The organism is Mucilaginibacter ginsenosidivorans (assembly GCF_007971025.1).
Classification (GTDB): domain Bacteria; phylum Bacteroidota; class Bacteroidia; order Sphingobacteriales; family Sphingobacteriaceae; genus Mucilaginibacter; species Mucilaginibacter ginsenosidivorans.
Map to the genome: position 1 here is coordinate 3,305,451 of NZ_CP042436.1, position 25,963 is coordinate 3,331,413.

General features: G+C 44.4%; 18 protein-coding genes. 9 read left to right on the forward strand and 9 right to left on the reverse strand.

The annotated features are described in order from the left end of the window. Positions 1–111 precede the first annotated feature (111 nt). Positions 112–954 (reverse strand): MBL fold metallo-hydrolase, encoded by an 843-nt coding sequence (locus FRZ54_RS15125; RefSeq protein ID WP_147032423.1) that lies wholly within the window; start codon positions 952–954, stop codon positions 112–114. 98 nt (positions 955–1,052) lie between these two features. Then, a complete protein-coding gene (gene lpdA / locus FRZ54_RS15130) occupies positions 1,053–2,441 on the reverse strand; it encodes a dihydrolipoyl dehydrogenase (protein WP_147032424.1) in 1,389 nt (462 codons plus the stop codon). Positions 2,442–2,761: 320 nt separating this feature from the next. Between lpdA and FRZ54_RS15135 the strand changes: the two genes are divergently transcribed. Beyond that, complete coding sequence (locus FRZ54_RS15135; protein WP_147032425.1) at positions 2,762–6,085, forward strand: TonB-dependent receptor; 3,324 nt, start codon at positions 2,762–2,764, stop codon at positions 6,083–6,085. Between the two features lie 54 nt (positions 6,086–6,139). Here the strand turns inward: FRZ54_RS15135 and FRZ54_RS15140 are convergent, their stop codons facing one another. The 4 genes from FRZ54_RS15140 to FRZ54_RS15155 all read right to left on the reverse strand — a co-directional run bounded on the left by FRZ54_RS15140 (position 6,140) and on the right by FRZ54_RS15155 (position 10,637). After that, positions 6,140–6,478 (reverse strand): hypothetical protein, encoded by a 339-nt coding sequence (locus tag FRZ54_RS15140; RefSeq protein WP_147032426.1) that lies wholly within the window; start codon positions 6,476–6,478, stop codon positions 6,140–6,142. Between the two features lie 2 nt (positions 6,479–6,480). After that, positions 6,481–8,913, reverse strand: coding sequence for a penicillin acylase family protein (locus FRZ54_RS15145; RefSeq protein ID WP_147032427.1), 2,433 nt, complete (start codon positions 8,911–8,913; stop codon positions 6,481–6,483). A 74-nt stretch (positions 8,914–8,987) separates the two neighbouring features. After that, complete coding sequence (locus tag FRZ54_RS15150; RefSeq protein ID WP_147032428.1) at positions 8,988–9,593, reverse strand: hypothetical protein; 606 nt, start codon at positions 9,591–9,593, stop codon at positions 8,988–8,990. A gap of 180 nt (positions 9,594–9,773) precedes the next feature. Further along, entirely contained in the window at positions 9,774–10,637 is an 864-nt protein-coding gene (locus tag FRZ54_RS15155; protein ID WP_147032429.1) for a helix-turn-helix domain-containing protein, read from the reverse strand. 125 nt (positions 10,638–10,762) lie between these two features. Between FRZ54_RS15155 and FRZ54_RS15160 the strand changes: the two genes are divergently transcribed. Continuing rightward, positions 10,763–11,740, forward strand: coding sequence for a phytanoyl-CoA dioxygenase family protein (locus FRZ54_RS15160; RefSeq protein WP_228462503.1), 978 nt, complete (start codon positions 10,763–10,765; stop codon positions 11,738–11,740). A 42-nt stretch (positions 11,741–11,782) separates the two neighbouring features. Here the strand turns inward: FRZ54_RS15160 and FRZ54_RS15165 are convergent, their stop codons facing one another. From FRZ54_RS15165 to FRZ54_RS15175, 3 genes are read right to left on the reverse strand one after another with little or no spacing between them, the layout of a single operon-like run. Continuing rightward, entirely contained in the window at positions 11,783–12,139 is a 357-nt protein-coding gene (locus FRZ54_RS15165; RefSeq protein WP_147032430.1) for a VOC family protein, read from the reverse strand. Between the two features lie 19 nt (positions 12,140–12,158). Then, the gene (locus FRZ54_RS15170; protein ID WP_147032431.1) at positions 12,159–12,500 is read right to left on the reverse strand and encodes an ArsR/SmtB family transcription factor; all 342 of its coding nucleotides are present in this window, start codon (positions 12,498–12,500) and stop codon (positions 12,159–12,161) included. Further along, positions 12,454–12,936 carry an SRPBCC family protein gene (locus FRZ54_RS15175; protein ID WP_147032432.1) on the reverse strand — a complete coding sequence of 161 codons (483 nt, stop codon included), beginning with the start codon at positions 12,934–12,936 and terminating at the stop codon, positions 12,454–12,456. Before FRZ54_RS15175 ends, FRZ54_RS15170 begins: the two co-directional genes overlap by 47 nt. Positions 12,937–13,236: 300 nt before the next feature. Here FRZ54_RS15175 and FRZ54_RS15180 point away from each other — a divergent pair, with 300 nt between their 5' ends. From FRZ54_RS15180 to FRZ54_RS15210, 7 genes are all read left to right on the forward strand, one after another. Further along, positions 13,237–15,099 (forward strand): glycoside hydrolase family 13 protein, encoded by a 1,863-nt coding sequence (locus FRZ54_RS15180; RefSeq protein WP_147032433.1) that lies wholly within the window; start codon positions 13,237–13,239, stop codon positions 15,097–15,099. A 52-nt stretch (positions 15,100–15,151) separates the two neighbouring features. Continuing rightward, on the forward strand, positions 15,152–15,802 hold the full coding sequence (pgmB, locus tag FRZ54_RS15185) for a beta-phosphoglucomutase (RefSeq protein WP_147032434.1): 651 nt from the start codon (positions 15,152–15,154) through the stop codon (positions 15,800–15,802). A 77-nt stretch (positions 15,803–15,879) separates the two neighbouring features. Further along, positions 15,880–18,189 carry a glycoside hydrolase family 65 protein gene (locus tag FRZ54_RS15190; protein ID WP_147032435.1) on the forward strand — a complete coding sequence of 770 codons (2,310 nt, stop codon included), beginning with the start codon at positions 15,880–15,882 and terminating at the stop codon, positions 18,187–18,189. A gap of 47 nt (positions 18,190–18,236) precedes the next feature. Beyond that, complete coding sequence (locus FRZ54_RS15195) at positions 18,237–19,916, forward strand: alpha-amylase family protein (protein ID WP_147032436.1); 1,680 nt, start codon at positions 18,237–18,239, stop codon at positions 19,914–19,916. Positions 19,917–19,953: 37 nt separating this feature from the next. After that, positions 19,954–21,321 (forward strand): MFS transporter, encoded by a 1,368-nt coding sequence (locus tag FRZ54_RS15200; protein ID WP_228462504.1) that lies wholly within the window; start codon positions 19,954–19,956, stop codon positions 21,319–21,321. A 143-nt stretch (positions 21,322–21,464) separates the two neighbouring features. Next, positions 21,465–23,924: a glycoside hydrolase family 31 protein gene (locus FRZ54_RS15205; protein ID WP_147032437.1), complete on the forward strand. Its 2,460-nt coding sequence runs from the start codon at positions 21,465–21,467 to the stop codon at positions 23,922–23,924. Positions 23,925–24,019: 95 nt separating this feature from the next. Continuing rightward, a complete protein-coding gene (locus FRZ54_RS15210; RefSeq protein ID WP_147032438.1) occupies positions 24,020–25,963 on the forward strand; it encodes an alpha-1,4-glucan--maltose-1-phosphate maltosyltransferase in 1,944 nt (647 codons plus the stop codon).

A 25,963-nucleotide genomic window follows, 5' to 3' on the forward strand; every position in this document is an offset into this window, starting at 1 on the left:
GAACGTGCAAAGGTACAAAATTGTTATGAAAAAAATACAAGCAATTATATCTTTACATTTAAATTATTAATATTGCTTTTGAGTAAAAACAATGCCTGTTTTTAACTCCAATTATAGTTCATTAAGCGCGAAAGTTGCTTCAACCCGGATACCCTTTTCGGTTTGCTGCAAAGTGCAACATTCATTTATTGGGTCGTGTTCGAAAAACAGCACATAGTTATTTGCAAGCGCCTCACCAAGCAGCGCTGTTTTTTCATTTAACGTCGTCAGCGGGAACATATCATAAGCCATAACGTAGGGGATAGGTAAATGCCCTACGGAAGGCGTTAGATCTGCCATATACAATATTTTCCTGTTTTTATACCGGATAAGCGGCAGCATCATCGACTCGGTATGGCCCGAAACAAAGCGCAAGCCGAAATCTTTTGTGAATGCAGCGCCCTCCTGGTCAGTATTAATAAATTTAAGCTGGCCGCTTTCCTGGATGGGCAATATATTCTCTTTCAGGAATGATGCCTTTTCACGGTCGTTCGGGTTTACCGCCCACTCCCAGTGTTTTGGGTTGCTCCAGTAGGTAGCATTTTTAAAAGCAGGAGTCAATTTATCTCCGTCGCGTATTACTGCGCCGCCAACGTGGTCGAAGTGCAGATGCGTCAGGAAAACATCGGTTACGTCGTCACAATGGAAACCATGTTTTGCTAAGGAGGAATCCAGGCTGGCATCGCCATGCAGATAATAATGGCTGAAAAATTTGGCGTCCTGTTTGTTGCCGATACCCGTGTCTATCAAAATGAGCCTGTTCCCATCCTCCACAAGTAAACAACGCATAGCCCAGGTGCAAAGATTATTCTCATCAGCCGGGTTGGTTTTTTGCCAGATAGTCTTCGGAACCACACCAAACATAGCTCCCCCATCTAATTTGAAAAAGCCGGTGTCGATGGTGTAGAGGTTCAAAGTCTAAAGTCTTTATTCGAAAGTCAATAGACCATAGTCGATGGTCCATCGAGTCTATATTTTTCTATCGACGATGGACTATCAACTATGGACTTGAATTATAAGTGTATGCACTCGCCGTAAGCCTCTGCTGCAGCTTCCATTACAGCTTCGCTCATGGTTGGGTGAGGGTGAACAGATTTGATGATCTCGTGCCCGGTAGTTTCCAGTTTGCGGGCAGTAACCACTTCAGCGATCAGTTCGGTCACATTAAAACCGATCATGTGCGCCCCCAGGAACTCGCCGTATTTCGCATCAAATATTACCTTTACGAAACCGTCTTTAGCCCCTGCGGCAGATGCCTTACCTGACGCAGAATAAGGGAATTTGCCTACTTTGATATCGTAACCCGCTTCTTTAGCGGCTTTCTCCGTGTAACCAACGGATGCTATTTCCGGACTACAGTAAGTACAGCCCGGTATGTTGTTGTAATTTAATGGTTCAGGATTCTGCCCGGCAATTTTTTCGACGCAAATAATACCTTCGGCAGACGCGACGTGTGCCAGGGCCTGTCCTTTAACGATATCACCAATGGCATAAACGCCTTCAACATTGGTACGGTAAAAATCGTCAACCACAACCTTGCCTTTGTCGGTTTTAACACCATTCTCTTCAAGCCCGATCCCTTCCAGGTTGGTGCTGATGCCAACTGCCGAGAGAACGATCTCTGCTTCGAGGTCTACTACACTAGCAGCTGTTTTAACTTTTACTTTGCAGGTATCCCCGGTGCTATCGACTGATTCGACGTTTGAACTGGTCATAATGTCTATGCCTTGTTTTTTAAGGATACGGTTCAGCGCTTTCGACACTTCCTCGTCTTCAAGTGGCACTACATTGTCCATAAACTCAACCACGGTAACCTTTGTGCCAAGCGCATTATAGAAATAGGCAAACTCGATCCCGATAGCCCCCGATCCTACCACGATCATCGATTTTGGCTGCTTCGGTAAATTCATTGCCTGGCGATAACCAATTACTTTTACACCATCCTGTTTGATGTTTGGCAATTCGCGCGAGCGTCCGCCTGTGGCCAATATGATATGTTTAGCGGTATAATCTTTTGTCGCACCGTCTGCTCCGGTAACCTGTACGGTGCCTTTCGATTTAAGCTTGCCGGTACCCATCAAAACTTCGATCTTGTTTTTCTTCATCAGGAACTGAACGCCTTTGCTCATTCCGTCGGCCACACCACGGCTTCGTTTTATCACCGATTCAAAATCTACTTCACCACCCGAAACCTTCAGGCCGTAATCGGCAGCATGATTGATATACTCAAATACCTGGGCGCTTTTTAACAATGCTTTGGTTGGTATACATCCCCAATTTAGACAAATACCACCCAATGATTCTTTCTCAACTATTGCAGTTTTTAAGCCAAGCTGAGAAGCGCGTATAGCTGCTACATATCCGCCCGGGCCAGACCCAATAACAATTAAATCGTAGTCCATATTTTTTATATGCTTTTTGAATTTGAGGCAAAGCTAAGTAAAAAGGGGGGAATAGAAAAAAGCACTGATAACAGGCGCAAATTTTTACCAAATGTACACAAATCCCACCAAAATTATAGTCTAACTAATCCTCTAAAATACAGTTATTTATGTAAATATTACAAGAATGTAGTCATTGTGTTAAATAATTGTGTGTCAAACAGGTTAAATGTTGAAAATTGTACAATAAATATTAACACAAATTTAATAAATGTCATGAGGCTGTTACATATCTTTGCGCCACATCAGTTCATTCAATTATTTATTAAAAAAAGACAAGTATGAGGAAGTATTTACTCTTATTACTACTGGCCGGCATTTCATTTCTCGCAGGCGAGAATGCTTTTGCCCAGGGTGTAACAACTGCGTCCATTAACGGTATCGTTACCGATAGCAAAGGAACGATACCCGGCGCGACTATTACGATGACCCATACGCCTACCGGAACGGTATATTCTACCGCCAGCCGTGCAGACGGACGCTTTAACATACCCAACCTTAGGGTGGGCGGGCCGTATACATTCAAAGTCACTTTTGTGGGGTACAAAGATTTTGTGCAGGATGGCATCACTTTATCAATTGGCCAGGATCAGCGTATCGACGCTAAAGTGGAAGAAAACAGCACTACCTTAGCAGAAGTAAAAGTTACCGGTACACAAGGAAAGGTATTCAACACTTCGAGGACAGGCGCACGCGAAACCATCAGCCGTGCGCAGATCGAGGCGTTGCCGACAATTAACCGTTCATTGCAGGATTTTACTAAATTAACCCCTTCGGCAAACGGCTTGAGCTTTGGCGGTCGCAGCAGCGGTTTTAACAACATCACTGTTGACGGTGCTTTGTTTAATAACTCGTTTGGCTTGTCAGGCACACTTGGAGGCCAGACAAACTCTCAGCCGATCTCGCTCGACGCTATTGACCAGATACAGGTTGATATTGCGCCTTATGACGTTCGTCAGGGTAACTTTACCGGTGCCGGTGTTAATACTGTCGTGAAATCGGGTACTAATGAGTTTAAAGGAACGATCTACGATTATGTTCGCAGCACTACACTTACCGGTTATCACGCAGGCCCTACGGATATTACCAAAACTCCGTTCACCTATCGCCAAACCGGGTTAAGCGTTGGCGGTCCGATAATCAAGAATAAATTATTCTTTTTCTTATCAGGCGAGCAGGAAAGAATAAGCGCTCCTGCTACTTCTTATGTTGCTTCAAGCGGTGGTTCAACAGGTGCCAACGTATCACAGGCCGATGCAGCTACGTTGAATTCAATAGCGCAGTACCTCCAGACCAATTATGGATACAACCCAGGCCCTTACCAGGGCTATAGCTACCAGACACACAGCGATAAAATGACTGTGAAGCTGGACTGGAACATTGATAAAAACAATGTTTTGAGCGCCAAATATTTCTATTTGAAATCATATAGGGATAACCCTGCCAGCAACTCGGGTATAGTAGGCATTAGCAATACCACGCGTGCTCCCGGCGTTACAACGCTACCTTTCTACGGTTCAGGTTATCGTATCAATAATAACTTTAACATTGGCATCATCGAGTTGGATACACGTATCAGCAGCAGCATGTCAAACAGGTTAACTGTAGGTTATTCAGCGCTGCGTGATTATCGTGCATCGCTGGGAGGCACTGCTATTCCATTGGTTGACATTGGCAATGGCGTTGCAAGTACTGATCCGGTTACAGGTATTGTTACAGAAACTACGGCCTCGGCAGTGCAAACCAGCTTTGGTTACGAACTGTTTACTGCCAATAACTTATTGAGTACCAATATCGCCCAGTTCTCCGATGACTTTACAATTTTTGCCGGTAAGCACGAGATTGTGATCGGTACAAGTGATCAAATACAGAGCTATACCAATGGTTTTGCTCCAAATTATAACGGTTTGTACACTTACAATTCGGCTTATGATTTCCTGAACGGCTTGCCGGCTCTCGCTTATTCGACACGTTTTTCGGCGTTGCCTGACGGTTCTTTTCCTTATGCAAAGATCAAAGCAGGTATATACAGCTTATACGCCCAGGATAAGTTTCACGTAACAGATAACATCCGTTTAACTTATGGTATCCGTGCCGATTATGATGCATTCCCGACCACGCTGCAACAGAATCCAAATGTACCGGGACTGGCTTTCCAGCAAGGTATCCATGTAGATCCGTCAGTATTACCTAAAAACAGGATCCAGTTGTCGCCACGCATCGGCTTTAACTGGGATGTAAATGGCGACCAGTCTACGCAAATTCGTGGTGGTACTGGCTTCTTTACCGGTACAGTGCCTTTTGTATGGATATCAAACCAGGCGTCAAACAACGGTGTGTTGTTTGGCTCCTACACAATAAACAAAGGAGCTGCATCTAATACACCGGCTCAAAATGCACAGCTGATCTTCAACCCAAATGTGAATGCCAACAGGCCGACAAATGCCGCTGCCAATACTTCATACGAGCTTGACGTAGCTGACCCGAATCTGAAATATCCAAAAATATGGAGGTCAAACCTGGCCGTTGACCAGAAATTACCGGGCGGTATTATAGCAACTATTGAGGGTGCATACACTAAAGATATCAATGCTATTTATCACCAGAACCTGGTGGTTTCAGACGGTTTTACCACGTTACCGGGTGTTGAAGGACAAATTCGTTACGATTCAAAAAATATTACCCCGGCCGCTGCTGCAGCAACTGCAGCTAATCCGTCTATCACAGGGTTATATTATATGACAAATACCAACAAAGGTTATTCATGGTTTGTTACTGGCCAGTTGCAAAAAAGCTTCTCAAATGGTTTATATGCCAATGTGGCGTATACGCATACTGTAACAAAAGACGTGAACGACGGCGGCTCTACAGCTTCAACTATCTGGAGCACACGCTACGTAGCGGGCAACCCGAACGCTGACAACCTGTCGAACAGTTCATTTGTACAGCCTAACAGGATCATCGCGTCTTTCGCCTATAAGAAAGATTACATCAAACACGCTACCACAACTATTGGTTTAGTGTTTGAGAGGGCGAACAACGGTGCCGTATCGTACATTACAGCGGGAGACCCTAATAACGATGGTGCTACTAATGACCTGATGTATATCCCGAAAAACAAGGGTGATATCATCCTGGTACCTAACGATGCAAAAGATTTGCGTACGCCAGATCAATTATGGGTGCAATTAAACAACTTCATCGGCCAGGATAAATATCTTAGCGCCCATAGAGGACAATTTGCTCAACGTAACGGTGCCATACTGCCTTATTTCCAAAGAGCAGACCTGCACCTTGCACAGGATTTCTATATCAAATCAGGGAAAGTGAAAAATACGTTGGAGTTTACCTTTGACATCATTAACCTTGGTAACTTCCTGAATCGCGACTGGGGATTGTACCAGACAGCGTTTAACGGGTTTAGCAGTGGCTCGGTAACCGTACTGCGTTACCAGGGCATTGACGCTTCAACAGGTAAGGCGAAATATTCATTCCCATATTTGGATGCAAACAATCTTGTACCTGTAACCAGCTCTTATAAAACTGACATCAGCCAGTTTTCAAGATGGCAGGCACAGTTTGGTATAAGGTATATATTTAATTAATCTTTTCTCCCTTTAGTAATAAAGCCCTTCGGTTAACTCCGGAGGGCTTTTTGTTTAGCCCTTTGCAAAAGCCTTTCTTATCAGCGTAGCGGATAAGGCGGACATGCCGCCGACCAGCCCACCGATAAACCCTGTAACAATAAGCAGTAGCCACCAATTAGGTAACTGGAAGAGATGGGCTACCCTGGTTGCCAAAATGTTATCATTCGGGACGCTTTTTACAAGAGCCAGTATCGTCCACGCAATGAACACTCCGGAAAACCCTGCGAAGAACGATATCCCGGGGTTTTTCCTAAAAAACCATGCAGTCGCAAAAGCAATAACCGCCAAAAACCACCAGGGCAAAAAATAGCTGCAGATAATGGTGAGGATAAGTATAGCTAAGAATAACATTTTTACTTGCTGCTTAAAATAAGGGTTGATTTAATTCTTGCCGATTTTTCATTGATGTTTTTAAGAAATAACAATTCGTTCAGTTTGCCGTCTCTCCAGGTTTCAAACATATCGTCGTAATAAAAACTACCCGGGTTGCCCGACTCACCACCCGGAAAAACGCCGTAACCTTTTACTTCCGGCCCCAGTTGTACCACCATCCGCCACGACGGACCATTTCCGCCTTTTAATGCATTGATAACCGATCCGTTGCCGCCAACGGAAAAATGCCCCGTTCCGAAACCGGGGAGATTAGCCAGGTGATTGATATGAGTGTCCTTAACGTTGCCCCACTCCCAGTTTTTTCCGGGCTTTCCGTGAGTTTTTATCAGCTGGCTAACAGAGACGGTAAATGACCTGTTTACAATGCCGGTGCAGGTTTCTTTGCCTGGTGTATTGAGTACGTCAAACCATTTCGAGCCGGGTTCGGTTAATAATAATTTCTCAGTGCGGTCAAACGAGGGGTAATTCAACAGGATATCTTTGCGATCAAACTCATCCCAAACCATGTCGTAAAAACTGAGCCACCATGCGTTGAAAATACTTGCTCCTTCAGAATTTGCGGAGAAACGTTTATCCCAATCCCTTACAAGTTCAAGCGCCCATTTCTGGTCTTTGTTAAATTTAGAGGCATCGATATACTCAAGCATCTCCGGAAGCACGTCGTGGGCCCGCATGCTGTAATCATCCATTTGCATCAGGCGCATGCTATCTGCTGTCGCATTTTTCATTCCTGAAAGCAAGTCATTTATTCGTTTGGCGCGGTCGTATAATTCAAAATCCCAATTGATATAGTATGGATAAGTTTGATCTGTTGACGATTGATTTGCCGAACTTACAAAACCGCGGGCCGGGTTCTTAACTGTTGGATTCTGATCATAAGGTATCCAACCCTGCCAATCGTTTGCAGGGTCGCTGCCATCCAGAATATATTTACCTTGCTCCCGGAACTTTAATGGAAACTTTCCATTGGGTGTGATAGCAATATCCTTTTCCTTGTCAGCAAAAATGAAATTTTGAGCCGGGGCAGTATAAAAGGTAAGCGCCTTTCGGTAATCATCGTAATTTTTTCCCCGGTTTAACAGGTAAAAGGTCATAAATTCATCCGACTCATCATGTGCTATCCAACGTAGCGCATCGCCAACGGGTACGTTTTCGTGATCGCCTTCGGGTTTTTGTGACGTACTGTTGTACACCACAGGCCCGTGGTGGGTATAAATTACAGTGTCGTAAAGCGGCTTTTGTCCGCGCACATTGATGACCTCGACATGCTTGCTCGTTTTCTTCCACTTATTATTGTACCAATATTCGTTTTTGGTGTTATCCCTGAATTTGACCTGGTACCAGTCGAGCACATCGGCGCCCACGTTGGTTACACCCCAACTAATATTTTGATTATAGCCTACAACCACGCATGGTGCGCCCGGTAACGAAACTCCATAAACATTTACAGTAGGGGATGATAGCTGGACCTGGTACCATATTGAAGGGAAAGTGAGGTTGAGATGTGGATCATTGGCCAAAATGGGGTAGCCGTTTGCAGATTTGCTTCCCGCAATGGCCCAGTTGTTACTGCCAATACCGGGAATGCGCTCTTTAGGCTTTATTCTACCGGTCATTTGAGCTATGAAATCAGCTGAAGGCTTTGGGAGCGGCAGAGCCTTAAAATCCCATTTCGTTCCCGCCGGAATTATCGGGTCCTCATGAAAAGGATAGTCAGGAAACAGGTCGTTCACATCCTTAGCCCCAAACACCTTTAGATCATTGGTCATCGCAAAATCGTCGGAACCGCCAGCCAGTGTTTCGGACATCAGTTTTAACAGGTATGCACAATCGATTGGCTTCCACTCTTCTGGAGCATAGTCGAGCAGCTTAAATTCGAGTGGGTAGTCTTTTTTGCTCAAATGATGGATGAAGCTATTTACCCCGTCGGAATATGCCCCGATCATCATCTTGGAAACCGGGTTTTTCATCATTCCGCGTAAGGTGTTTTCTGCGCCGTAAGTCATACCTATGCGGCGATGATAACGATCAACTTCGAGCGCCTTCACCCCAACGACTTCCGAAAGCCGCCCCGAGGCGCTGCGTGTCTGTATGTCCATTTCCCAAAGCCTGTCATGCGCTGTTATGTATCCCTGGGCGTAATACAGATCATGGTCGTTTTCGGCGAAAATGTGCGGTATGCGGTGTTCGTCATAGTGGATTACAACTTTACCGGTCAATCCGTCGAGTTGCAACTGTTCATCTGACCCTGTGTTTTTGCTTTCAGCGTTCTGCCAGAAGCCGGTGCCGGGATTAAGCAATTTTCCGAGAGGGGGAATATCGCCGATTTTGATCTGCAGGCTGTAAATGAGCCCCAGGGTAACGGCAAATACTAAAATGGCTAAGTATTTCATCGGTCGGAATTGGTACCGACCAATATAGTGAAATGGAAGTAACCGTAAAGTTAAAAGTTGAAAATCGGCGTTGGTTAATTCACCTTATAACGGAATGTAAGTTTAAACCTGCTCCTTCCGGATGAAGCTGTATCCGCCTTATAAATATTAAAGGAATAGCTTGGGTTTTGGCGCATATCAACCGAATCTTTCTTATAACCATCCATCAGCCATACCTCGTAACCAGAGGGGACAGAGGTTATTGATTCCATTTGCAGTTTATAAACGCCTTCCATTGTAGAAGAGACGCTAAGGTTGATTGACCGACCCTTGCCAGACAATGGTAACGAGTTTATAGCAAGGGGGACGTTATCACTTGATATACTTGATAAAGTCACAACCCCATAACCCTGCAAGGCAGGAGCATCTTCTCCGATCACATATATTGGTTTAGCAGTCGGCTTGAAATTGATGAGAATACCATCTGAATTAATTGAGTCTTTGGTCATTTTAAGTCGCACCAGTCCTGTTACACTTGGTCCGTCTGCATTGCTGGACGTAGACGTTTGCCCCGTTGTCGATGTAGAAGTTGTAGGGGTTGTTATGGTAATGCCATCGGTGTTTGGTTGAACTGCCGTTTTTTTGCAGGAATAAAACATTAAGCCTGAAAGTAATAGCAGTGCGGTAATTTCTCTTTTCATCGTCCGGTCGTATAAAATTGCCTGGTCGGCAACAAAATGTTCTGTTAAACACCACTTTATACGGGGGCAAAAAGAATAGGTTCACTAATAGTTATTAACAATTTTTAATGCCGGAAAATCATAAATAAATGTTATAGTGAATTGGTAATAAGCTAATTGTGTTTTGTTATTTAAACAAACTCAATGATGATCGGCATCCCGTCCGGGCCACGATCTTTTGAATTCAGACGGATTCTGTCCGACGATTTTATTGAATAATTTATTGAAATAGGACAGGCTTTCGAACCCAACCGCGTAACAGGTTTCGGTAATATTTTTGTCCTGCATCAATAAGTTTTTTGCCATATCGATACGATATTGATTCACAAAATCAGTAAACGTCATATTGGTTTGCCTTTTAAAATAACGGCAAAATGCAGGTGTTGTAAGGTATACCTTTTCGGCCACGACGTTCACGTCGGGCTTACGGTTATAATTGGCATCGATATATTCGTATATTGCACCCATACGTATCTTATCTTTCAAAAAGAACCGAAGGCTCAGGTCATCGCCATTAAGTACCTGGTACTCCGTCGAATTTGCCAGGAACAGGAAAATATCCATCAATTCCATCAGTTGGTAAAACGATGACAGGTTTTCCAGCCGCTTAAGCCGTTGGGCGGCAATCGTTTTGGTTTCACCATAAAAAGCGACGCCTGAGGCCGACCTTTTGAACAACTGGTTAATAACGGAAAATTCCGGCGAGGTGTTGATGGCATTGCCCATAAAATCCTCGCGTAGTTGTATAACAACCTGGTGGTATTCGCTCCGCAGGCGATAATCAAAATTGAGATGGGGGAGATTGCCGCCTATGAACACAAGATCGCTTTGGGTATAACCGGAAATGTGCGACCCTACGTGACGTATACCGGCATCGGCTTCCACATAAACCAACTCGTATTCGGGGTGATAATGCCATAAAAAAGTATTACGCAGTCGCGGAGAGAATAATTTAAACGACTTTCCGGGCTCAAAAACTACCTTTTCAAGTTGGATCTCGTTCATCTTTATTGCTTTAATAATTTGCTTGAAGTTATTAAAAATGTTAATGTAGAGCAAATTTTGGTCATTGCAAAGTATAATTACTGCTTATAACAGTGCTACTTTTGATATGTAAATCAACAGCAGATATGAAAACTGAAAATCAAACCATGGGCACCATGATAATGAGCCCCGGAAATGCTCATAAGGAAATTCCTGGTAACCCGTCTACCGCAAAATCGAGTCAAATTAAATTAAATGACCGTAGCAACGGCGAACCGTTGCGGGTATTGACAGAGGATGACTGGAAGTTCTGGATAGAGAATGGATATGTAGTTGTTAAAAATGCCGTGCCGAAGGAGCAGGCAAAAAGGCTTGCGGATTATTTATGGGAGTATGAGGATAAAGACCCCAACGATATCGAAAGCTGGTACAAACGGCCCAATGCACAAATGCAAATGACGGAACTGAACAATACCGGCATGGTAGAAATATATAACCAGCAATACATGTGGGATAACAGGCAATATCCAAAGGTTCACCAGGCATTTGCTGATGTTTGGGGAACCGAAAAATTGTGGGTGACCATTGACAGGGCCAATCTGAATTTTCCATTAAGGCCGGGCTTTGAATATAAAGGGTTTATCCATTGGGATTATGATCCGGAAACCAAACCGCAAAATGTACAGGGGGTATTGGCGCTGGCCGACCAGACGGATGAAAATATGGGAGGTTTTCAGTGTGTGCCTGAACTATACCGGACCTATGACGCATGGAAACTAATGCAACCTGTCGACCGCGATCATTATAAGCCCGATACAACGGGGTTTGAAATAGTAAAGGTTAAGCTGGAAGCAGGGGACCTGCTGATATTCAACAGCCTGGAGCCACATGGCATTCGCCCGAATACAAGCGGTAACAAGGTGCGTATCGCACAATATATAGCGATGATGCCTGCCCAGGAAGATAACGAGGAACTACGCCAATGGCGTATCAACAGCTGGCAAAGCCGCGAAGCTATGCAAGGGTACGCTTTCCCGGGCGATCCGATGGAACGGGAAAAGAAAAACCCTGTTGCGGAATTAAGCCCATTGGGACGAAAGCTGCTTGGACTGGACCGCTGGTGACCAGGCGTATGCAGGGACGTGTTACACCATGTCCCTGCGTTGTTAATTTTGATGTAAGCTTAAACGGTTGCCGTCCGGATCTATTATTGCCGCAAATCTTCCCCACGGTGTCTGGTCCACTTTACCAACAGTTATACCCTTTGCGGATAAGTCCTCGATATCGTTATCGAGGTTGTCAGTGTTTATAACAAAGCCATTGAGGCAACCTGCCGGCATATTTTCGAACCAGGTAACGAGGGTAATGGATACTGCTTCCTGCCCGGATAAAGCCAGCTGCACCCATTTTTGATCCTTGTCAAACGGCGCTTCTACCAATAAATTAAATCCAAGCTTTAAATAGAATTGTTTAGCTGCTTCCTGGTCTGTTACCGGGATAGAGATGATTGAAATTGATTTCATAATATTTCCTGTTGTTTGGTTAAATTGTTTTATCGTCGCTTTTCCCTGAGCGCTTGTCCAGTAAATTTTCAAGGTTTTGCAATTTTTCCTTCCAGAACTGCTCGAAGTAAATGATCCATTCCTTTATTTCGTCGAAACCCTGCGGGTTCAATTCGCAATAGCGCTCGCGCCCGTCTTCAGTTATTTGAACAAAGCCAGCTTCGCAAAGCACTTTAATGTGTTTGGATATGGCCGGCCGGCTGATATCAAAATTGTCAGCAACCACATTGATAGATAATTTTTTACCAGTAAGCATCAGCAATATTTGCCGGCGGTTAGTATCTGCAATCGCCTGGAAGGGGTCCGAATTTAGTCTTGCCATTAATATGATCGTTTAGAATTTTATCAAATCTCCGCTGAATGCCTTTTTTCCAGCCATTTTCCATAAAGATACTGGCGATATAGTTTTTCCAGCCCTTAAAACCTTTATGCTCCAGGATCATCAGGGTTCCTCCAGCTTCCGGTACCAGTGTCCAGATTAAGACTGTATCTAAGCCTATAACACCGGGTTTTGGACCGCCCTGCCAGCTATATGCCAGTTTTTGATAAGGAATTATTTCCAGCACCTCGCAATAAACGATACCATCCCAACCCATTTTTGGCAACGGTTTACTATGGAACTGAAATTTATGGCCAACAACCGGCAAAAAGTCATTTTTCATTAACCACTCGTTCACCAATTCCGGTTTTGTCAGGCACTCCCATACTTTTTCGGGCGGGTGGGCGAAGAACCATTTAACAATAATATCTCTTTGCATGAATGCGTAATGTTTGAGTTACGCAATATATATGTAATGTTTGGGTTACGCAAATTTTATTGAAAAATACATCACCAAAAATCTGCAGCAAGGGCGAGGTATAGGCTATATGTCAGGCCTGCGGAATAGGAATTTGCTCATGGTATATCTTCTAATAAAACAGGCCTGGTCCCTAATCACCAATCACCAACCCCTTATTTTTACTTTTTCATGCAGGAAATCATTTTTATATTAAATTTGAAACGCCGTGACCGTTGATAGTAAAATCGACATCCGGTTACTTTTCCTGATAAACCTGGTATGAGAAAATCATTGTTTTTGACAGTTGGCTGCCTGCTGGTGGCGTTGGGCGTTTCGGCTCAAATTCCTGCTTTGGAGCGTGTAGAACCTATGTTTTGGTGGGTTGGTATGAGTAATCCTAACCTCCAGCTGATCGTGCACGGCAAGGATATTGCCTCCCGAAAAGTAGAATTGAACTACCCCGGCGTGAAGCTTATTGCGGTGCATAAAGTTGAAAATCCTAATTATTTATTTGTCGACTTGCGCATTTTTTCAGGTGCAACTCCGGGAACGTTCCCGATAAAATTCACTAAAGCGGGCGAAAAAACACTCATGTATCAATACGCTTTGAAGAAACGTGATCGTTCGCCCGACCGTGCACAGGGTGTAACCAATAAAGATCTGATATACCTGATCATGCCGGACCGTTTTGCCAACGGCGACCCCAAAAATGATTCCGTCGCCGGTATGCGCGAAAAAGGGATCAATCGGACTAAAATGTTCAGCAGGCATGGAGGTGATCTGCAGGGTATCATGGACCACCTGGATTATTTAAAGGAACTGGGTGTTACGGCTATCTGGCTAACCCCAGCCGTTGAAAACGACGAGCCAAGCGCATCTTATCACGGTTACGCGGTTACAGATCATTATAAGATCGATCCCCGCTATGGTACCAACGAATTATATAAACAGTTTGTAGAAAAATGCCATGCAATGGGTATGAAGGTGGTGATGGATTTGGTGCACAATCATGCCGGCACCGAAGGCTACACCATACAGGATATGCCAATGAAAAGCTGGGTACATCAATGGCCGAAATATACTAAATCAAACTTTCGCGACGCGGCGGTAATGGACCCGCATGCAGCACCGTCGGACAGGAAACAGATGCTCGACGGCTGGTTCGACCACCGGATGGCTGATATGAATGAAAATAACCCTTATCTGCAGAACTTCCTTACGCAGAACCACATCTGGTGGGTGGAATACTCAGGGGTAGATGGCTTCAGGCTGGATACTTATCCCTACAACGATCCTGGATATATGGCTAAATGGGCGAAAGATGTAAGAACCGAATTTCCGCGTCTTTCCATATTCGGCGAAACGTTGGTGTGGTCGGCAGCCAACCAGGCATTTTTTACCGAAGGAAATGTAGTAAACCGCGGTTTGGATACACATCTGCCTGGCGTCACGGACGGGGTTTGGAAAGAAGCGGTTTATGATGCTTTGAACGCACATGAGGGCTGGACCGAAGGTGTTAACCGCCTGTATTCGGTAATGGCCCAGGATTTTCTTTATAAAGACCCCACTAAGAATGTTATCTTTTTGGATAATCATGATATGAGCCGTTTTCTTTCGGTAGTAGGAGAGGATTTTACAAAATATAAATCGGGAATGGCTTTGCTGATGACCATGCGCGGCGTACCGCAGATGTATTATGGGGATGAGATACTGATGAAAAACTTCTCAAACCCTGACGGCCTGGTGCGTGAGGATTTTCCGGGTGGCTGGCCGGGCGACAAGGATAATAAATTTTCGCCGACAGGCAGAAGCGTTAAAGAGAATGAGGCCCTTAACTATGTTAAAACTTTAGCTAATTACCGTAAAAACACGCCTGCGTTACAAACGGGCAAGATGATGCAATACATTCCTGAAAATGGCGTGTACGTGTTTTTCAGGTATGATGCGGCGAAAACGATAATGATCGCTTATAATAGCCGTGAGAAAGAACAGGAGGTTAAGACAGAGCGCTATGCTGAACGTATTAACGGCGCTGAAAAAGCAAAGGACGTAATTACAGGCGAGACTATTGATGTTTCTAAACTTTTACTGCCGGCGAAGGCGACATTAGTTTTAGAATTACTGCCAAAAAGTACACATTAATAAATATATTTAGCTACTTTAAAATCAGCCGGTTATTTGCTGAAGAAATTGAATGAATAAGATAAAAGCGTGCATTTTTGACCTGGATGGAGTGATTGTGGATACTGCGGTTTACCATTACAAGGCATGGAAGCGATTGGCGAATGAACTGGGATTTGATTTTACCGAAGAAGACAATGAAAAACTGAAAGGTGTGAGCCGCGTGGCATCGCTCAACCTGATATTGCAATGGGGCGACCTTTCAAAAACTGATGCCGAAAAGGAAGAACTGGCGACGCGAAAGAACAACTGGTATGTGGAGATGATCAATAAAATGACGCCGGATGAAGTACTGCCAGGAGCAAAGGAGTTTGTTGAATCATGTGAAAATGCAGGCATCAAAACGGCACTGGGCTCGGCGAGCAAGAACTCAAGAACGATACTGGAAAAGGTTGGTATCGCTCATTTGTTTGACGTTGTAATCGATGGTAATAAAGTGAGTAAGCCCAAACCCGATCCGGAAGTGTTTTTGAAAGGCGCGGAAGAGTTAGGTATTGCGCCGGAAAATTGCGTGGTTTTCGAGGACGCTATAGCCGGGGTTGAGGCTGCTATTAACGGTGGAATGAAAGTGGTAGGAATAGGCTCGCCCGATGTTTTGGGGAAGGCTAACCTGGTGATAAATGGCTTAAATGAAATGAGTTTAGAAAAGTTGAATAAACTATAATATATTAAAAACGATGTCATTTCTGCCTCCTGGTCGAAATGGTAACCCCTATTGAACAAAAACACATCACATTTATAATGAAGGACTACATAAAAGTTGACGAGTGGAGGATCATAGAAGAAGGCTTTAAGCCCGAATACAATACCATATCCGAAAGTATTTTTAGTCTTGGCAACGGCCGCATGGGCCAGCGAGCCAATTTTGAAGAAGCCTATAGTGGCGAAACACTTTCCGGAAATTATGTTGCAGGAGTTTATTATCCCGATAAAACCCGGGTAGGCTGGTGGAAAAATGGTTACCCGGAGTACTTTGCCAAAGTGATCAACGCGGCTAACTGGATCGGCATAGATATTAAGATAGGTAACGAACAGCTCGACCTTGCGAGGTGTAAGGTAAGCGCTTTTCGTCGTGAGCTGAACATGAAGGAAGGTTTCCTGAGAAGAAATTTTCGCGCCACGACCGCAGGAGGTATCGAAGTTGAGGTTGAGGCAACCCGTTTTTGTAGTATTGTGGACGACGAGACCGGCGCTATCAGGTATACCATTACTCCGGTCAATTATAGCGGTGCGATAACCATTTCACCGTTTATTGATGGGGATGTTGTTAATAAAGATTCGAACTACGACGAAAAATTTTGGGACGAAGTAACTAAGGAAAGCTGGGCAGACGGTGGATATGTGCAGCTTCGAACCAAAAAAACTGGTTTTGAGGTAGCTACAGGACAAAGGTTCACCGTCAGCCAAAATAACTTGCCGGTAGATATCGCTGCTAAAAAGGTCGAAAAAGATAAATATGTGGCCTCCGCCATTATATTGGAGGTAGTTGCAGGTCAGCCTATTACAATAACAAAATACGCAGCTAATATATCTTCTCAAAATTACCCGGCCGATGCCTTAAAAGAGGTGCTTGAAACCACTTTGAAAACGATCAGCGAAAAAGGTTTTGAAAAGATGCTTGCAGAACAAGCTGAGGCCTGGGAAAAGAAATGGCAGCACAACGATATTATTATTGAAGGAGATGCATCTGCGCAGCAGGGGATACGTTTCAATATATTCCAGCTCAACCAGACTTATACCGGTGAGGATGATCGTTTGAACATCGGCCCGAAAGGATTTACCGGCGAAAAATATGGCGGCTCAACTTATTGGGATACTGAGGCATATTGCGTTCCTTTTTACCTGGCAACCGCTGATCAGAAAGTGACCCGCAACCTATTGCTTTACCGTTATAAGCAGTTAGATAAAGCTATCGACAATGCAAAATTATTGGGCTTCAGGAACGGTGCGGCTTTATATCCCATGGTAACGATGGATGGTACGGAATGCCACAACGAATGGGAGATCACTTTTGAAGAGATACACCGTAATGGCGCCATTGCCCATGCCATTTACGATTATGTACGCTACACCGGCGACGAAAAATACCTGGCCGATTATGGCCTGGAAGTATTAATAGCAATTGCGCGGTTCTGGTCGCAACGCGTAAACTGGAGTGATGACCGCCAGCGATATGTGATGCTTGGCGTCACCGGGCCGAATGAATACGAGAATAACGTCAACAATAACTGGTACACCAATACCATAGCTTGCTGGTGTATGCAATACGCCATTGATGTAGCTGAAAAAGTTGAAGCCATGGAGCCTGCAAAGTACGAGGCATTAATGAACAGGATCGGCTTCGATAAGGAAAATGAATCGGCTAAGTTCAGGGATATTATTGAAAAAATGTATTTCCCTTACGACGAGAAACTGGGTGTTTTCCTGCAGCAGGATGGTTACCTGGATAAGGAGCAAATATTAGTGAACGACCTGCCCGCAACCGAACGGCCCATTAACCAGAAATGGAGCTGGGACCGCATACTCCGTTCATGCTATATCAAACAAGCCGATGTATTGCAGGGTATCTATTTTTTTGAAGATAAATACGACATTGAAACCATCCGGCGCAATTATGATTTTTATGAGCCGCGTACGGTTCATGAATCGTCATTATCGCCGTGTGTTCATGCCGTCATCGCTGCTAAGTTAGGCGACGAGGCAAGGGCGTATGAGTTCTACCTGCGTACCTCACGTCTTGACCTGGATGATTATAATAACGATACCGAAGACGGCTGCCATATCACGTCGATGGCCGGTACCTGGATGGCTGTAGTACAGGGTTTTGGCGGTATGCGTGTAAAAGGCGGAAAACTTTCTTTTAATCCATTCCTGCCTGCCAAATGGAAATCTTTTTCGTTCCATGTCGGCTTCCGCGGTACATTGCTCAACATAAGGATGGGTAAAGAGGGCGTACAAATCAAAAACCTGTCGGGTAATGAACTTACAGTCACTATTTACGGTAAGGATCAAATTATAAAAGCTAATAACGAACTGCTTGTTGAAGCATAATAAAGATCATACCATTGGCGACCGATCGTAAACTCATCATCTATCAAATGCTACCGCGTTTGTTTGGCAATACCAAACGGCTCAATAAATTTTATGGCTCCATAGAGGAGAATGGTTGTGGCAAATTCAATGATATTTCGGGTAAGGCGCTAAAAGAGCTTAAATCAATGGGATTTACGCATGTTTGGTACACGGGTGTTATTGAACATGCAACAATGACCGATTATTCGCAATTCGGCATTCAGCCTGATGATCCGGATGTGGTAAAGGGGCGTGCAGGATCGCCTTATGCTATCAGGGATTATTATGATGTAGACCCCGACCTGGCTGTTGATGTGAATACCCGCATGGCGGAATATGAGGCGCTGATCAAACGGACACACGATAATGGTTTGAAAGTCATTATGGATTTTGTACCCAACCACGTGGCCCGTACCTATGCGTCGGACCAAAAGCCGGAAGGTGTGCACGATTTTGGGGAAGATGATGATAAAAACAAAGCGTTCAGTCCGGCTAATGATTTTTACTATTTGCCGGGGCAGTCTTTCGTTGTTCCTCCCGGATATAACCCCGGAGGCGATGAATTTACCAGCCCGCTGAAGGACGGAAAGTTTGACGAATATCCTTCCAAAGCGACCGGAAATGACCGTTTCACACCTGCACCCTCACTTAATGATTGGTTTGAAACCATAAAGCTGAACTACGGCGTCGATTACCTGGATAGCCGTAAAACCTATTTTGATCCCACACCGCCTCTTTGGAATAAAATGTATGATATCCTGCACTTTTGGAGTGAAAAAGGTATCGATGGTTTCCGGTGCGATATGGTGGAAATGGTGCCCTTTGAGTTTTGGGGTTGGGTCATTGGGAAATTGAAAAACAACTTCCCGCAATTGATCTTCATCGGCGAAGCTTACGAAATTGGCAAGTATCACGATTATATTTCTATCGGAAAATTCGACTACCTGTATGATAAGGTGGGTCTTTACGATGCTGTCCGCAAGTTAACCTGCAACTGGCAGGATGCTACCACCTGGGAGATCAACCAGGTGTGGAACCGCGATTGCCTGGGTATCGATCAGCATATGCTGCGTTTTATGGAGAACCATGACGAACAGCGTATTGCTTCCCGTTTTTTTGCCGGAGATCCATGGCTGGCTGTCCCGGGAATGATAGTGACAGCAACCATGAATACTGGCCCGGTTATGATTTATTCAGGGCAGGAATGTGGTGAACCCGGCAACGGTAATGAGGGCTTCAGTAACGATGACGGCCGCACTACTATATTTGACTACTGGGGCGTCCCGGAACACCAGAAATGGCTGAACGAGGGAAAATTTGATGGTGGGCAATTGTCTGAAATCCAAAAGAGCCTTCGTGATTTCTACACTAAACTTTTAAATATTTCAAGGCAAAACGAAGCTATACGGGAAGGGAAATTCTGGGAGTTGATGGTGGCGAATGAACGTCAGCCGGGATTTGATACCCGGTTATACCTGTTTTTACGATATACCGATAAACAACGTATATTAGTGATAACCAATTTTAATCGCGAACAGCGAAACATACAGTTATTGATGCCTGCCGATCTGCTGCAATTGTTGCAGCTAAATGGTAGTTACGAGTTTACTGACCTGTTAAGCGGTGCAAAGTTTAACGCCGAAGATATTATGAACGGTGTAACTGTAAACCTGCCTGCAAGCAGCGGTTTTTTGCTTGGATTTTGAACCAATTATACTATCAAAATAAACCTGAAGAGCAATTATGGCAACATTAGCGATCAAGAAAAAGCCCGCCTTAAGTTTTTGGCAAATATTTAATATGAGCTTTGGTTTCCTGGGCATTCAATTCGGATTTGCCCTTCAAACAGGTAATGCCAGCCGTATATTGCAAACTTTCGGAGCTGATGTTGAACATTTGTCGTGGTTTTGGCTGGCCGCACCTATCACGGGCATGGTTATACAACCAATAATAGGCCACTACAGCGACCGAACCTGGACACGGTTGGGCCGCAGAAGGCCATTCTTTTTAACCGGGGCAATTTTGTCAGGACTGGCGCTATTATTTATGCCCAATTCATCTGCTTTGGCGGTTATTATTCCACCGATAGTTGTGGGCGCCGGTATGCTGATGATCATGGATGCTTCGTTCAACGTCGCTATGGAGCCTTTCAGAGCGTTAGTAGCTGATAATCTGCCTGATAGCCAGCACAATGCCGGGTTTTCGATGCAAACCTGCCTGATAGGTGTCGGCGCCGTTATTGGTTCCTGGCTACCCTATGTTTTTGCCGAATGGTTCCACGTAGCAAAAACAGCAGCACCTGGCATAGTTCCCAACAATTTATTGTATTCGTTTTATATAGGTGCGGCGGTGCTAATAGGATGTATTCTTTGGACAGTAATATCGACAAAAGAATATCCACCGGCGGAGTTTGCTTCCTTCCACCAGGAGGACGAACCTGAAAATACACATAAAAGCGGCTTGGCGGAGATTTTTTCAGACCTGGCCAATATGCCTAAAACCATGCGGCAGTTGGGTGTGGTGCAGTTTTTTTCATGGTTCGCTCTGTTCTCCATGTGGGTATTTACCACACCTGCGGTCGCAGATCATGTATACCATATTAAAGCTGGCGACACTTCATCAGTAGCCTATAACGACGCGGCGAATTGGGTTAATGTTTGTTTTGGCGTTTATAATCTTGTATCTGCGATTTATGCGCTGTTATTACCCCGCATAGTGAAAATAACCAGCCGGAAAAAGACACACTCGTTCTCACTTATTATGGGCGGCTTGGGTTTGATATCGATTTATTTCATTGAGAATCACTATCTGCTTCTGCTGTCTATGATCGGCATTGGTTTGGCATGGGGCAGTATTCTCGCTATGCCATATGCAATACTTTCAAGTTCTATCCCGGTTAAGAAAATCGGGGTATATATGGGGATATTTAATTTCTTTATTACCATGCCCCAGATAGTAAATGGCGTCATCGGCGGACCAATTGTGAAATATTTTTACCATAACCATGCGATTTACGCATTAATAATGGCTGGTGTTTTTATGTTTTTGGGGGCCATATCTGTGTTATATGTACAGGATGGTAAGAGGATACCTACCATCGACAGGATTTGATTATTAATTCGTTGTGATTTGAATAGAGTAAAAAGTTGCCTTTTTAACACCCGGAAATGAAAATTTAAGGCCGATTTACGAACTCCAATCGCTATATTGCGTAAAAGATACACATTAGCATACTGACGATACGACTATTTTGAATGGAAGAAAATAACATACAAAACCCCGAAGGAATACCTGCAAAATTGGCCGAGCTGGAGGAAGATGAATTTCATCACGTTAATAACCCTGCGGCCGGAATTAAACCCATTGTAAAAAAATACCTCAGCCGGCCTGTTTCAGCCGAGCAAAAAAATAACAAATTCTACTTTTCTGATGGCGACGCCAAAGTTGAAGTTACAGTAGTGACTGATGAGATCATCCGTGTGCGCCTTGCGCCGCATGGTGTTTTCCTGGACGAATTCTCTTATGCCGTCCCGAAGCTCGAAAAGAAAGTTTCCGTATTTGGTTTGAATGAGTTGGAAGAAGAATACATCGTCTACACCAATATTATCAATTGCCACATCCGGAAAGCGGATTTCTTTGTTTCGTTCTCTGATAATCAGAACTTTATTACAAGTTCAGATGCTGTGCCGATGCACTGGGAAGAGAACGTGAAGTTTGGCGGATACTACGTTTACTGCACAAAGACCTGCCATTCGGATGAGAGTTTCTTCGGCATGGGTGATAAGGCTACTGAGCTCAATTTGCGTGGTAAGCGATTGAAAAACTGGAACACCGATGCTTATTCATTCGCATGGAACCAGGATCCGCTTTACCGTAGTATCCCGTTTTATATCAGCTTAAATGAAGGGGTCGCTCACGGGATATTCTTTGATAATACATTCAAGGCCGAATTTGATTTTGGGGCCGAAGACCCGACCAAGACCAGTTTTTGGGCCGAAGGGGGTGAACTGCAATATTATTACATCCACGGCCCGCACATGATGGACGTGGTAAAGCGTTACCATTTACTTACGGGTACGCATCCAATGCCACCGATGTGGGCGCTGGGCTACCACCAGTGCCGCTGGAGTTATTACCCTGAATCAAAAGTAAGGATGGTGACCAAAACCTTCCGCGAAAAGAAGATTCCATGCGACGGGATATATCTTGACATCGATTACATGGATGGCTATCGCTGCTTTACCTGGAACCGGAAATATTTCCCCGATCCGAAGAAAATGATCAAAGAACTCTCGGAACAAGGATTCAAAACGGTGGTCATTATCGATCCGGGCATACGTGTTGATGATAATTATTCGGTGTTTAAGGAAGGTAAGGAGAACAGATATTTCTGTCGTCGTTGCGACGATTACTTTATGGAGGGCCATGTGTGGCCGGGCCGCTGCCAATTCCCTGATTTTACGAACCCCGAAGTACGTGAGTGGTGGGGCAATCTTTTTGATGAGTTGGTGCAATTAGGCGTGGCTGGCGTTTGGAACGATATGAATGAACCCGCTGTCTTCGGCACAGGGACTTTTCCCGATGATGTCCGGCATCAATATGATGGCCAGCGCGGGTCGCATCGTAAGGCCCATAACGTATATGGTATGCAAATGGTGCGTGCAACGTATGAGGGTTTGCGCAAGATCATGAAAAATAAACGCCCGTTCACCATTACGCGGGCAGGATATGCCGGCGTTCAGCGTTTCTCATCCGTTTGGACGGGAGATAATGTGGCATCATGGGAGCATTTGATATTAGGTAATATTATGTGTCAGCGGTTGTCAATATCGGGTGTTTCGTTCTGCGGAACAGATATTGGCGGTTTTAGCGGAGAGCCTGACGGAGAGCTGTTTACGCGCTGGATACAACTGGGAACATTCTCGCCATTTATGCGTGCTCACTCTGCCGGCGATACCAAGGAACGTGAGCCCTGGAGCTTTGGCGAACCATATACATCTATTAACAGGAAATTCATCGAATTACGTTACCGTTTATTACCATATCTATATTCTGCTTTTTGGGAGCATCACCGCTATGGTTTTCCTATAGTGCGCCCGGTGGTTATGCACGAACAGTTTGAGCCGACGAATCATTTCCGGCAGGATGAATTTACCTACGGAGATAAGATACTTGTTTGCCCGGTACTGGCTGCAGGGCAAAAGAACCGCAAAGTTTATCTTCCAAAGGGTAAATGGTATAATTTCTGGACACACGAGCTTGTTGAGGGTGGCAAGGAATTAATGGTAGCGGCTCCGCTGGAAACAATGCCCATTTTTGTAAAGGCAGGGTCGGTAATACCCGAATATCCCGTGATGCAATATGTTGGCGAGAAGGAAATAGAAGAGGTAAAAATGAATGTTTATTACAGCGATTTCGAAGCTAATTCATTCATTTTTGAAGATTATGGAGAGACCTTTGCTTATGAGCAGGATATTTACCTTGAAAAGAAATTTGTGGTAAGAGGCAAGGAAAATAAGCTTACCATACAACAAAGCATGGAAGGCCTTTATACACCGAGGTACGAAAATTACCACATGAATATAATTGGGTTGCCATTTAAGCCGACACGGATTATTGTTGACGATCATGAGGTGAAAGATTTTATGATCGCCTCGGACAAAACCGTGCAGTTGAAACTGAGAAAGAATTTCACGCAATTAGTGATCAATTAATTAACCGGGCCGTACGCACTTGCGGCCCGGTTAATCATATGCTAAATTTATAGAGAAGATCAATTTTAACCGAATAATACTATTTCTTCGAACCAATGACTAAACACGGCTTGCAACGGGTTATAGTTGAACACGTTACACCCGAAATTGACGCGGGCAGGTTTTATATTAAAAAAATTCCCGGCGAAACCATCGGCGTTGAAGCGGATATTTTTACCGACGGGCACGATCATGTACGCGGTCAGGTATTGTATAAACACGAAAGTGATAAAAATTGGCTCCGTGTTCCCATGCACCTGATGAGCAACGACCGCTGGCAGGGATCGTTCAATGTAGAGAAGACCGGGTTTTACAGCTACACCGTAACTGGTTGGGTAGACCATCCTTTGACCTGGCACGAAGGTTTCGTAAAAAAATACCAGGACACACAACACATGGGTGTGGAGTTATTGATCGGCGCCGAGTTTTTGGAGGCGATGCTGCCCCGGGCAAGTAAGCCCGATCAGAAAACCATCAATAAAATTGTTGCAACACTACGGGATGAAAACAAGTACGATCTTGCTGTAAACCTGGTATTGGGGAAAGATGTTCACCATCTTATCGACCAGTATCCAAACCTGGAGAATGCAACCACCTACCTGCGTGAATTAAAAGTATATGTCGACCGAGAGAAAGCTGGCTTTAGTAGTTGGTATTGCTTTTTCCCAAGGTCGGCCTCGACTGTTGAAGGTAAGCATGGAACCTTTAAAGATTGCGAGGCGTTATTACCGCGCATAGCGGAAATGGGATTCGATGTACTCTATTTTCCGCCAATACATCCAATCGGTCAAACTTTCAGGAAAGGGAAAAATAATACGGTAAATGCCTTGCCGGGCGATGACGGTGTGCCATACGCGATCGGCTCGAAAGATGGTGGGCACAAGGATATTTTGAAAGACCTGGGTACGCTCGATGATTTCAAACATTTGATAAAAGAAGCAGCTGCACATGGACTGGAAATTGCCATGGATTTTGCAATTCAGTGTTCGCCCGACCATCCTTATGTAAAAAAGCATCCCAAATGGTTTAAATGGCGGCCTGACGGGACTGTGCAGTACGCTGAAAACCCGCCAAAAAAATACCAGGATATTTTACCCGTCAATTTTGAAAATGACGACTGGGAAAACCTTTGGAAGGAACTAAAAAGTATACTGGATTACTGGTGCGAGCAGGGGATAAGGATATTCAGGGTGGACAACCCGCATACCAAGTCATTCAATTTTTGGGAGTGGTGCATTGCCGAAGTACAAAAAAAATACCCCGGTACAATATTCCTTTCGGAAGCTTTTACCAAGCCCAAAGTGATGAAGGAGTTGGCAAAATTAGGCTATACGCAATCATACACTTACTACACCTGGCGCAATAGCAAGCATGAGCTGATTGAATACATGAACGAGTTGACGCAGTCGGAAATGAAAGATTATTATCGCCCCAATTTCTGGCCGAATACGCATGATATTAACCCGTATTCACTCCAAAACGGTAATGAGATCAGTTTTATCACCCGGTATGTTATGGCTGCAACGCTGTCGTCCAACTATGGTATCTTCGGACCGGTTTATGAACTGATGTATCACGATGCCTATCCTGGTAAGGAGGAATACCTTAATTCGGAAAAATACGAGGTTCGCCATTGGGACTGGTCGGCGAAAAACCGTTTGATCGATGTCATCACTAAAGTAAATGCTGCCCGCAAAGCTAATGCGGCGCTGCAAACCACTTATAACATAAGCTTTTGCGAAACTTATAACGATAACATACTGGCCTATTACAAAAGGACTGGCGATAACCATATCCTTTGCGTTGTCAAACTCGATCCGTATAGCAAACAATTTGCCCATGTGCAAACACCCTTATGGGAATTGGGCATTGAAGCTGGGCAGGACTTTTCTGTTTACGATATTTTAACAGGCAACACTTACACCTGGAACCAGGAATGGAACTATGTGCAATTTGAACCCTGGGACCTGCCGGTACATTTATTCAGAATAGAGGTATAA

What these genes read in the sequence shown, in the direction of transcription:
- lpdA (WP_147032424.1), bottom strand. Translation starts at nt 2,441, where the DNA reads ATGGACTACGATTTAATTGTTATTGGGTCTGGCCCGGGCGGATATGTA.
- FRZ54_RS15135 (WP_147032425.1), top strand. Translation starts at nt 2,762, where the DNA reads ATGAGGAAGTATTTACTCTTATTACTACTGGCCGGCATTTCATTTCTC.
- FRZ54_RS15140 (WP_147032426.1), bottom strand. Translation starts at nt 6,478, where the DNA reads ATGTTATTCTTAGCTATACTTATCCTCACCATTATCTGCAGCTATTTT.
- FRZ54_RS15145 (WP_147032427.1), bottom strand. Translation starts at nt 8,913, where the DNA reads ATGAAATACTTAGCCATTTTAGTATTTGCCGTTACCCTGGGGCTCATT.
- FRZ54_RS15150 (WP_147032428.1), bottom strand. Translation starts at nt 9,593, where the DNA reads ATGAAAAGAGAAATTACCGCACTGCTATTACTTTCAGGCTTAATGTTT.
- FRZ54_RS15155 (WP_147032429.1), bottom strand. Translation starts at nt 10,637, where the DNA reads ATGAACGAGATCCAACTTGAAAAGGTAGTTTTTGAGCCCGGAAAGTCG.
- FRZ54_RS15160 (WP_228462503.1), top strand. Translation starts at nt 10,763, where the DNA reads ATGAAAACTGAAAATCAAACCATGGGCACCATGATAATGAGCCCCGGA.
- FRZ54_RS15165 (WP_147032430.1), bottom strand. Translation starts at nt 12,139, where the DNA reads ATGAAATCAATTTCAATCATCTCTATCCCGGTAACAGACCAGGAAGCA.
- FRZ54_RS15170 (WP_147032431.1), bottom strand. Translation starts at nt 12,500, where the DNA reads ATGGCAAGACTAAATTCGGACCCCTTCCAGGCGATTGCAGATACTAAC.
- FRZ54_RS15175 (WP_147032432.1), bottom strand. Translation starts at nt 12,936, where the DNA reads ATGCAAAGAGATATTATTGTTAAATGGTTCTTCGCCCACCCGCCCGAA.
- FRZ54_RS15180 (WP_147032433.1), top strand. Translation starts at nt 13,237, where the DNA reads ATGAGAAAATCATTGTTTTTGACAGTTGGCTGCCTGCTGGTGGCGTTG.
- pgmB (WP_147032434.1), top strand. Translation starts at nt 15,152, where the DNA reads ATGAATAAGATAAAAGCGTGCATTTTTGACCTGGATGGAGTGATTGTG.
- FRZ54_RS15190 (WP_147032435.1), top strand. Translation starts at nt 15,880, where the DNA reads ATGAAGGACTACATAAAAGTTGACGAGTGGAGGATCATAGAAGAAGGC.
- FRZ54_RS15195 (WP_147032436.1), top strand. Translation starts at nt 18,237, where the DNA reads ATGCTACCGCGTTTGTTTGGCAATACCAAACGGCTCAATAAATTTTAT.
- FRZ54_RS15200 (WP_228462504.1), top strand. Translation starts at nt 19,954, where the DNA reads ATGGCAACATTAGCGATCAAGAAAAAGCCCGCCTTAAGTTTTTGGCAA.
- FRZ54_RS15205 (WP_147032437.1), top strand. Translation starts at nt 21,465, where the DNA reads ATGGAAGAAAATAACATACAAAACCCCGAAGGAATACCTGCAAAATTG.
- FRZ54_RS15210 (WP_147032438.1), top strand. Translation starts at nt 24,020, where the DNA reads ATGACTAAACACGGCTTGCAACGGGTTATAGTTGAACACGTTACACCC.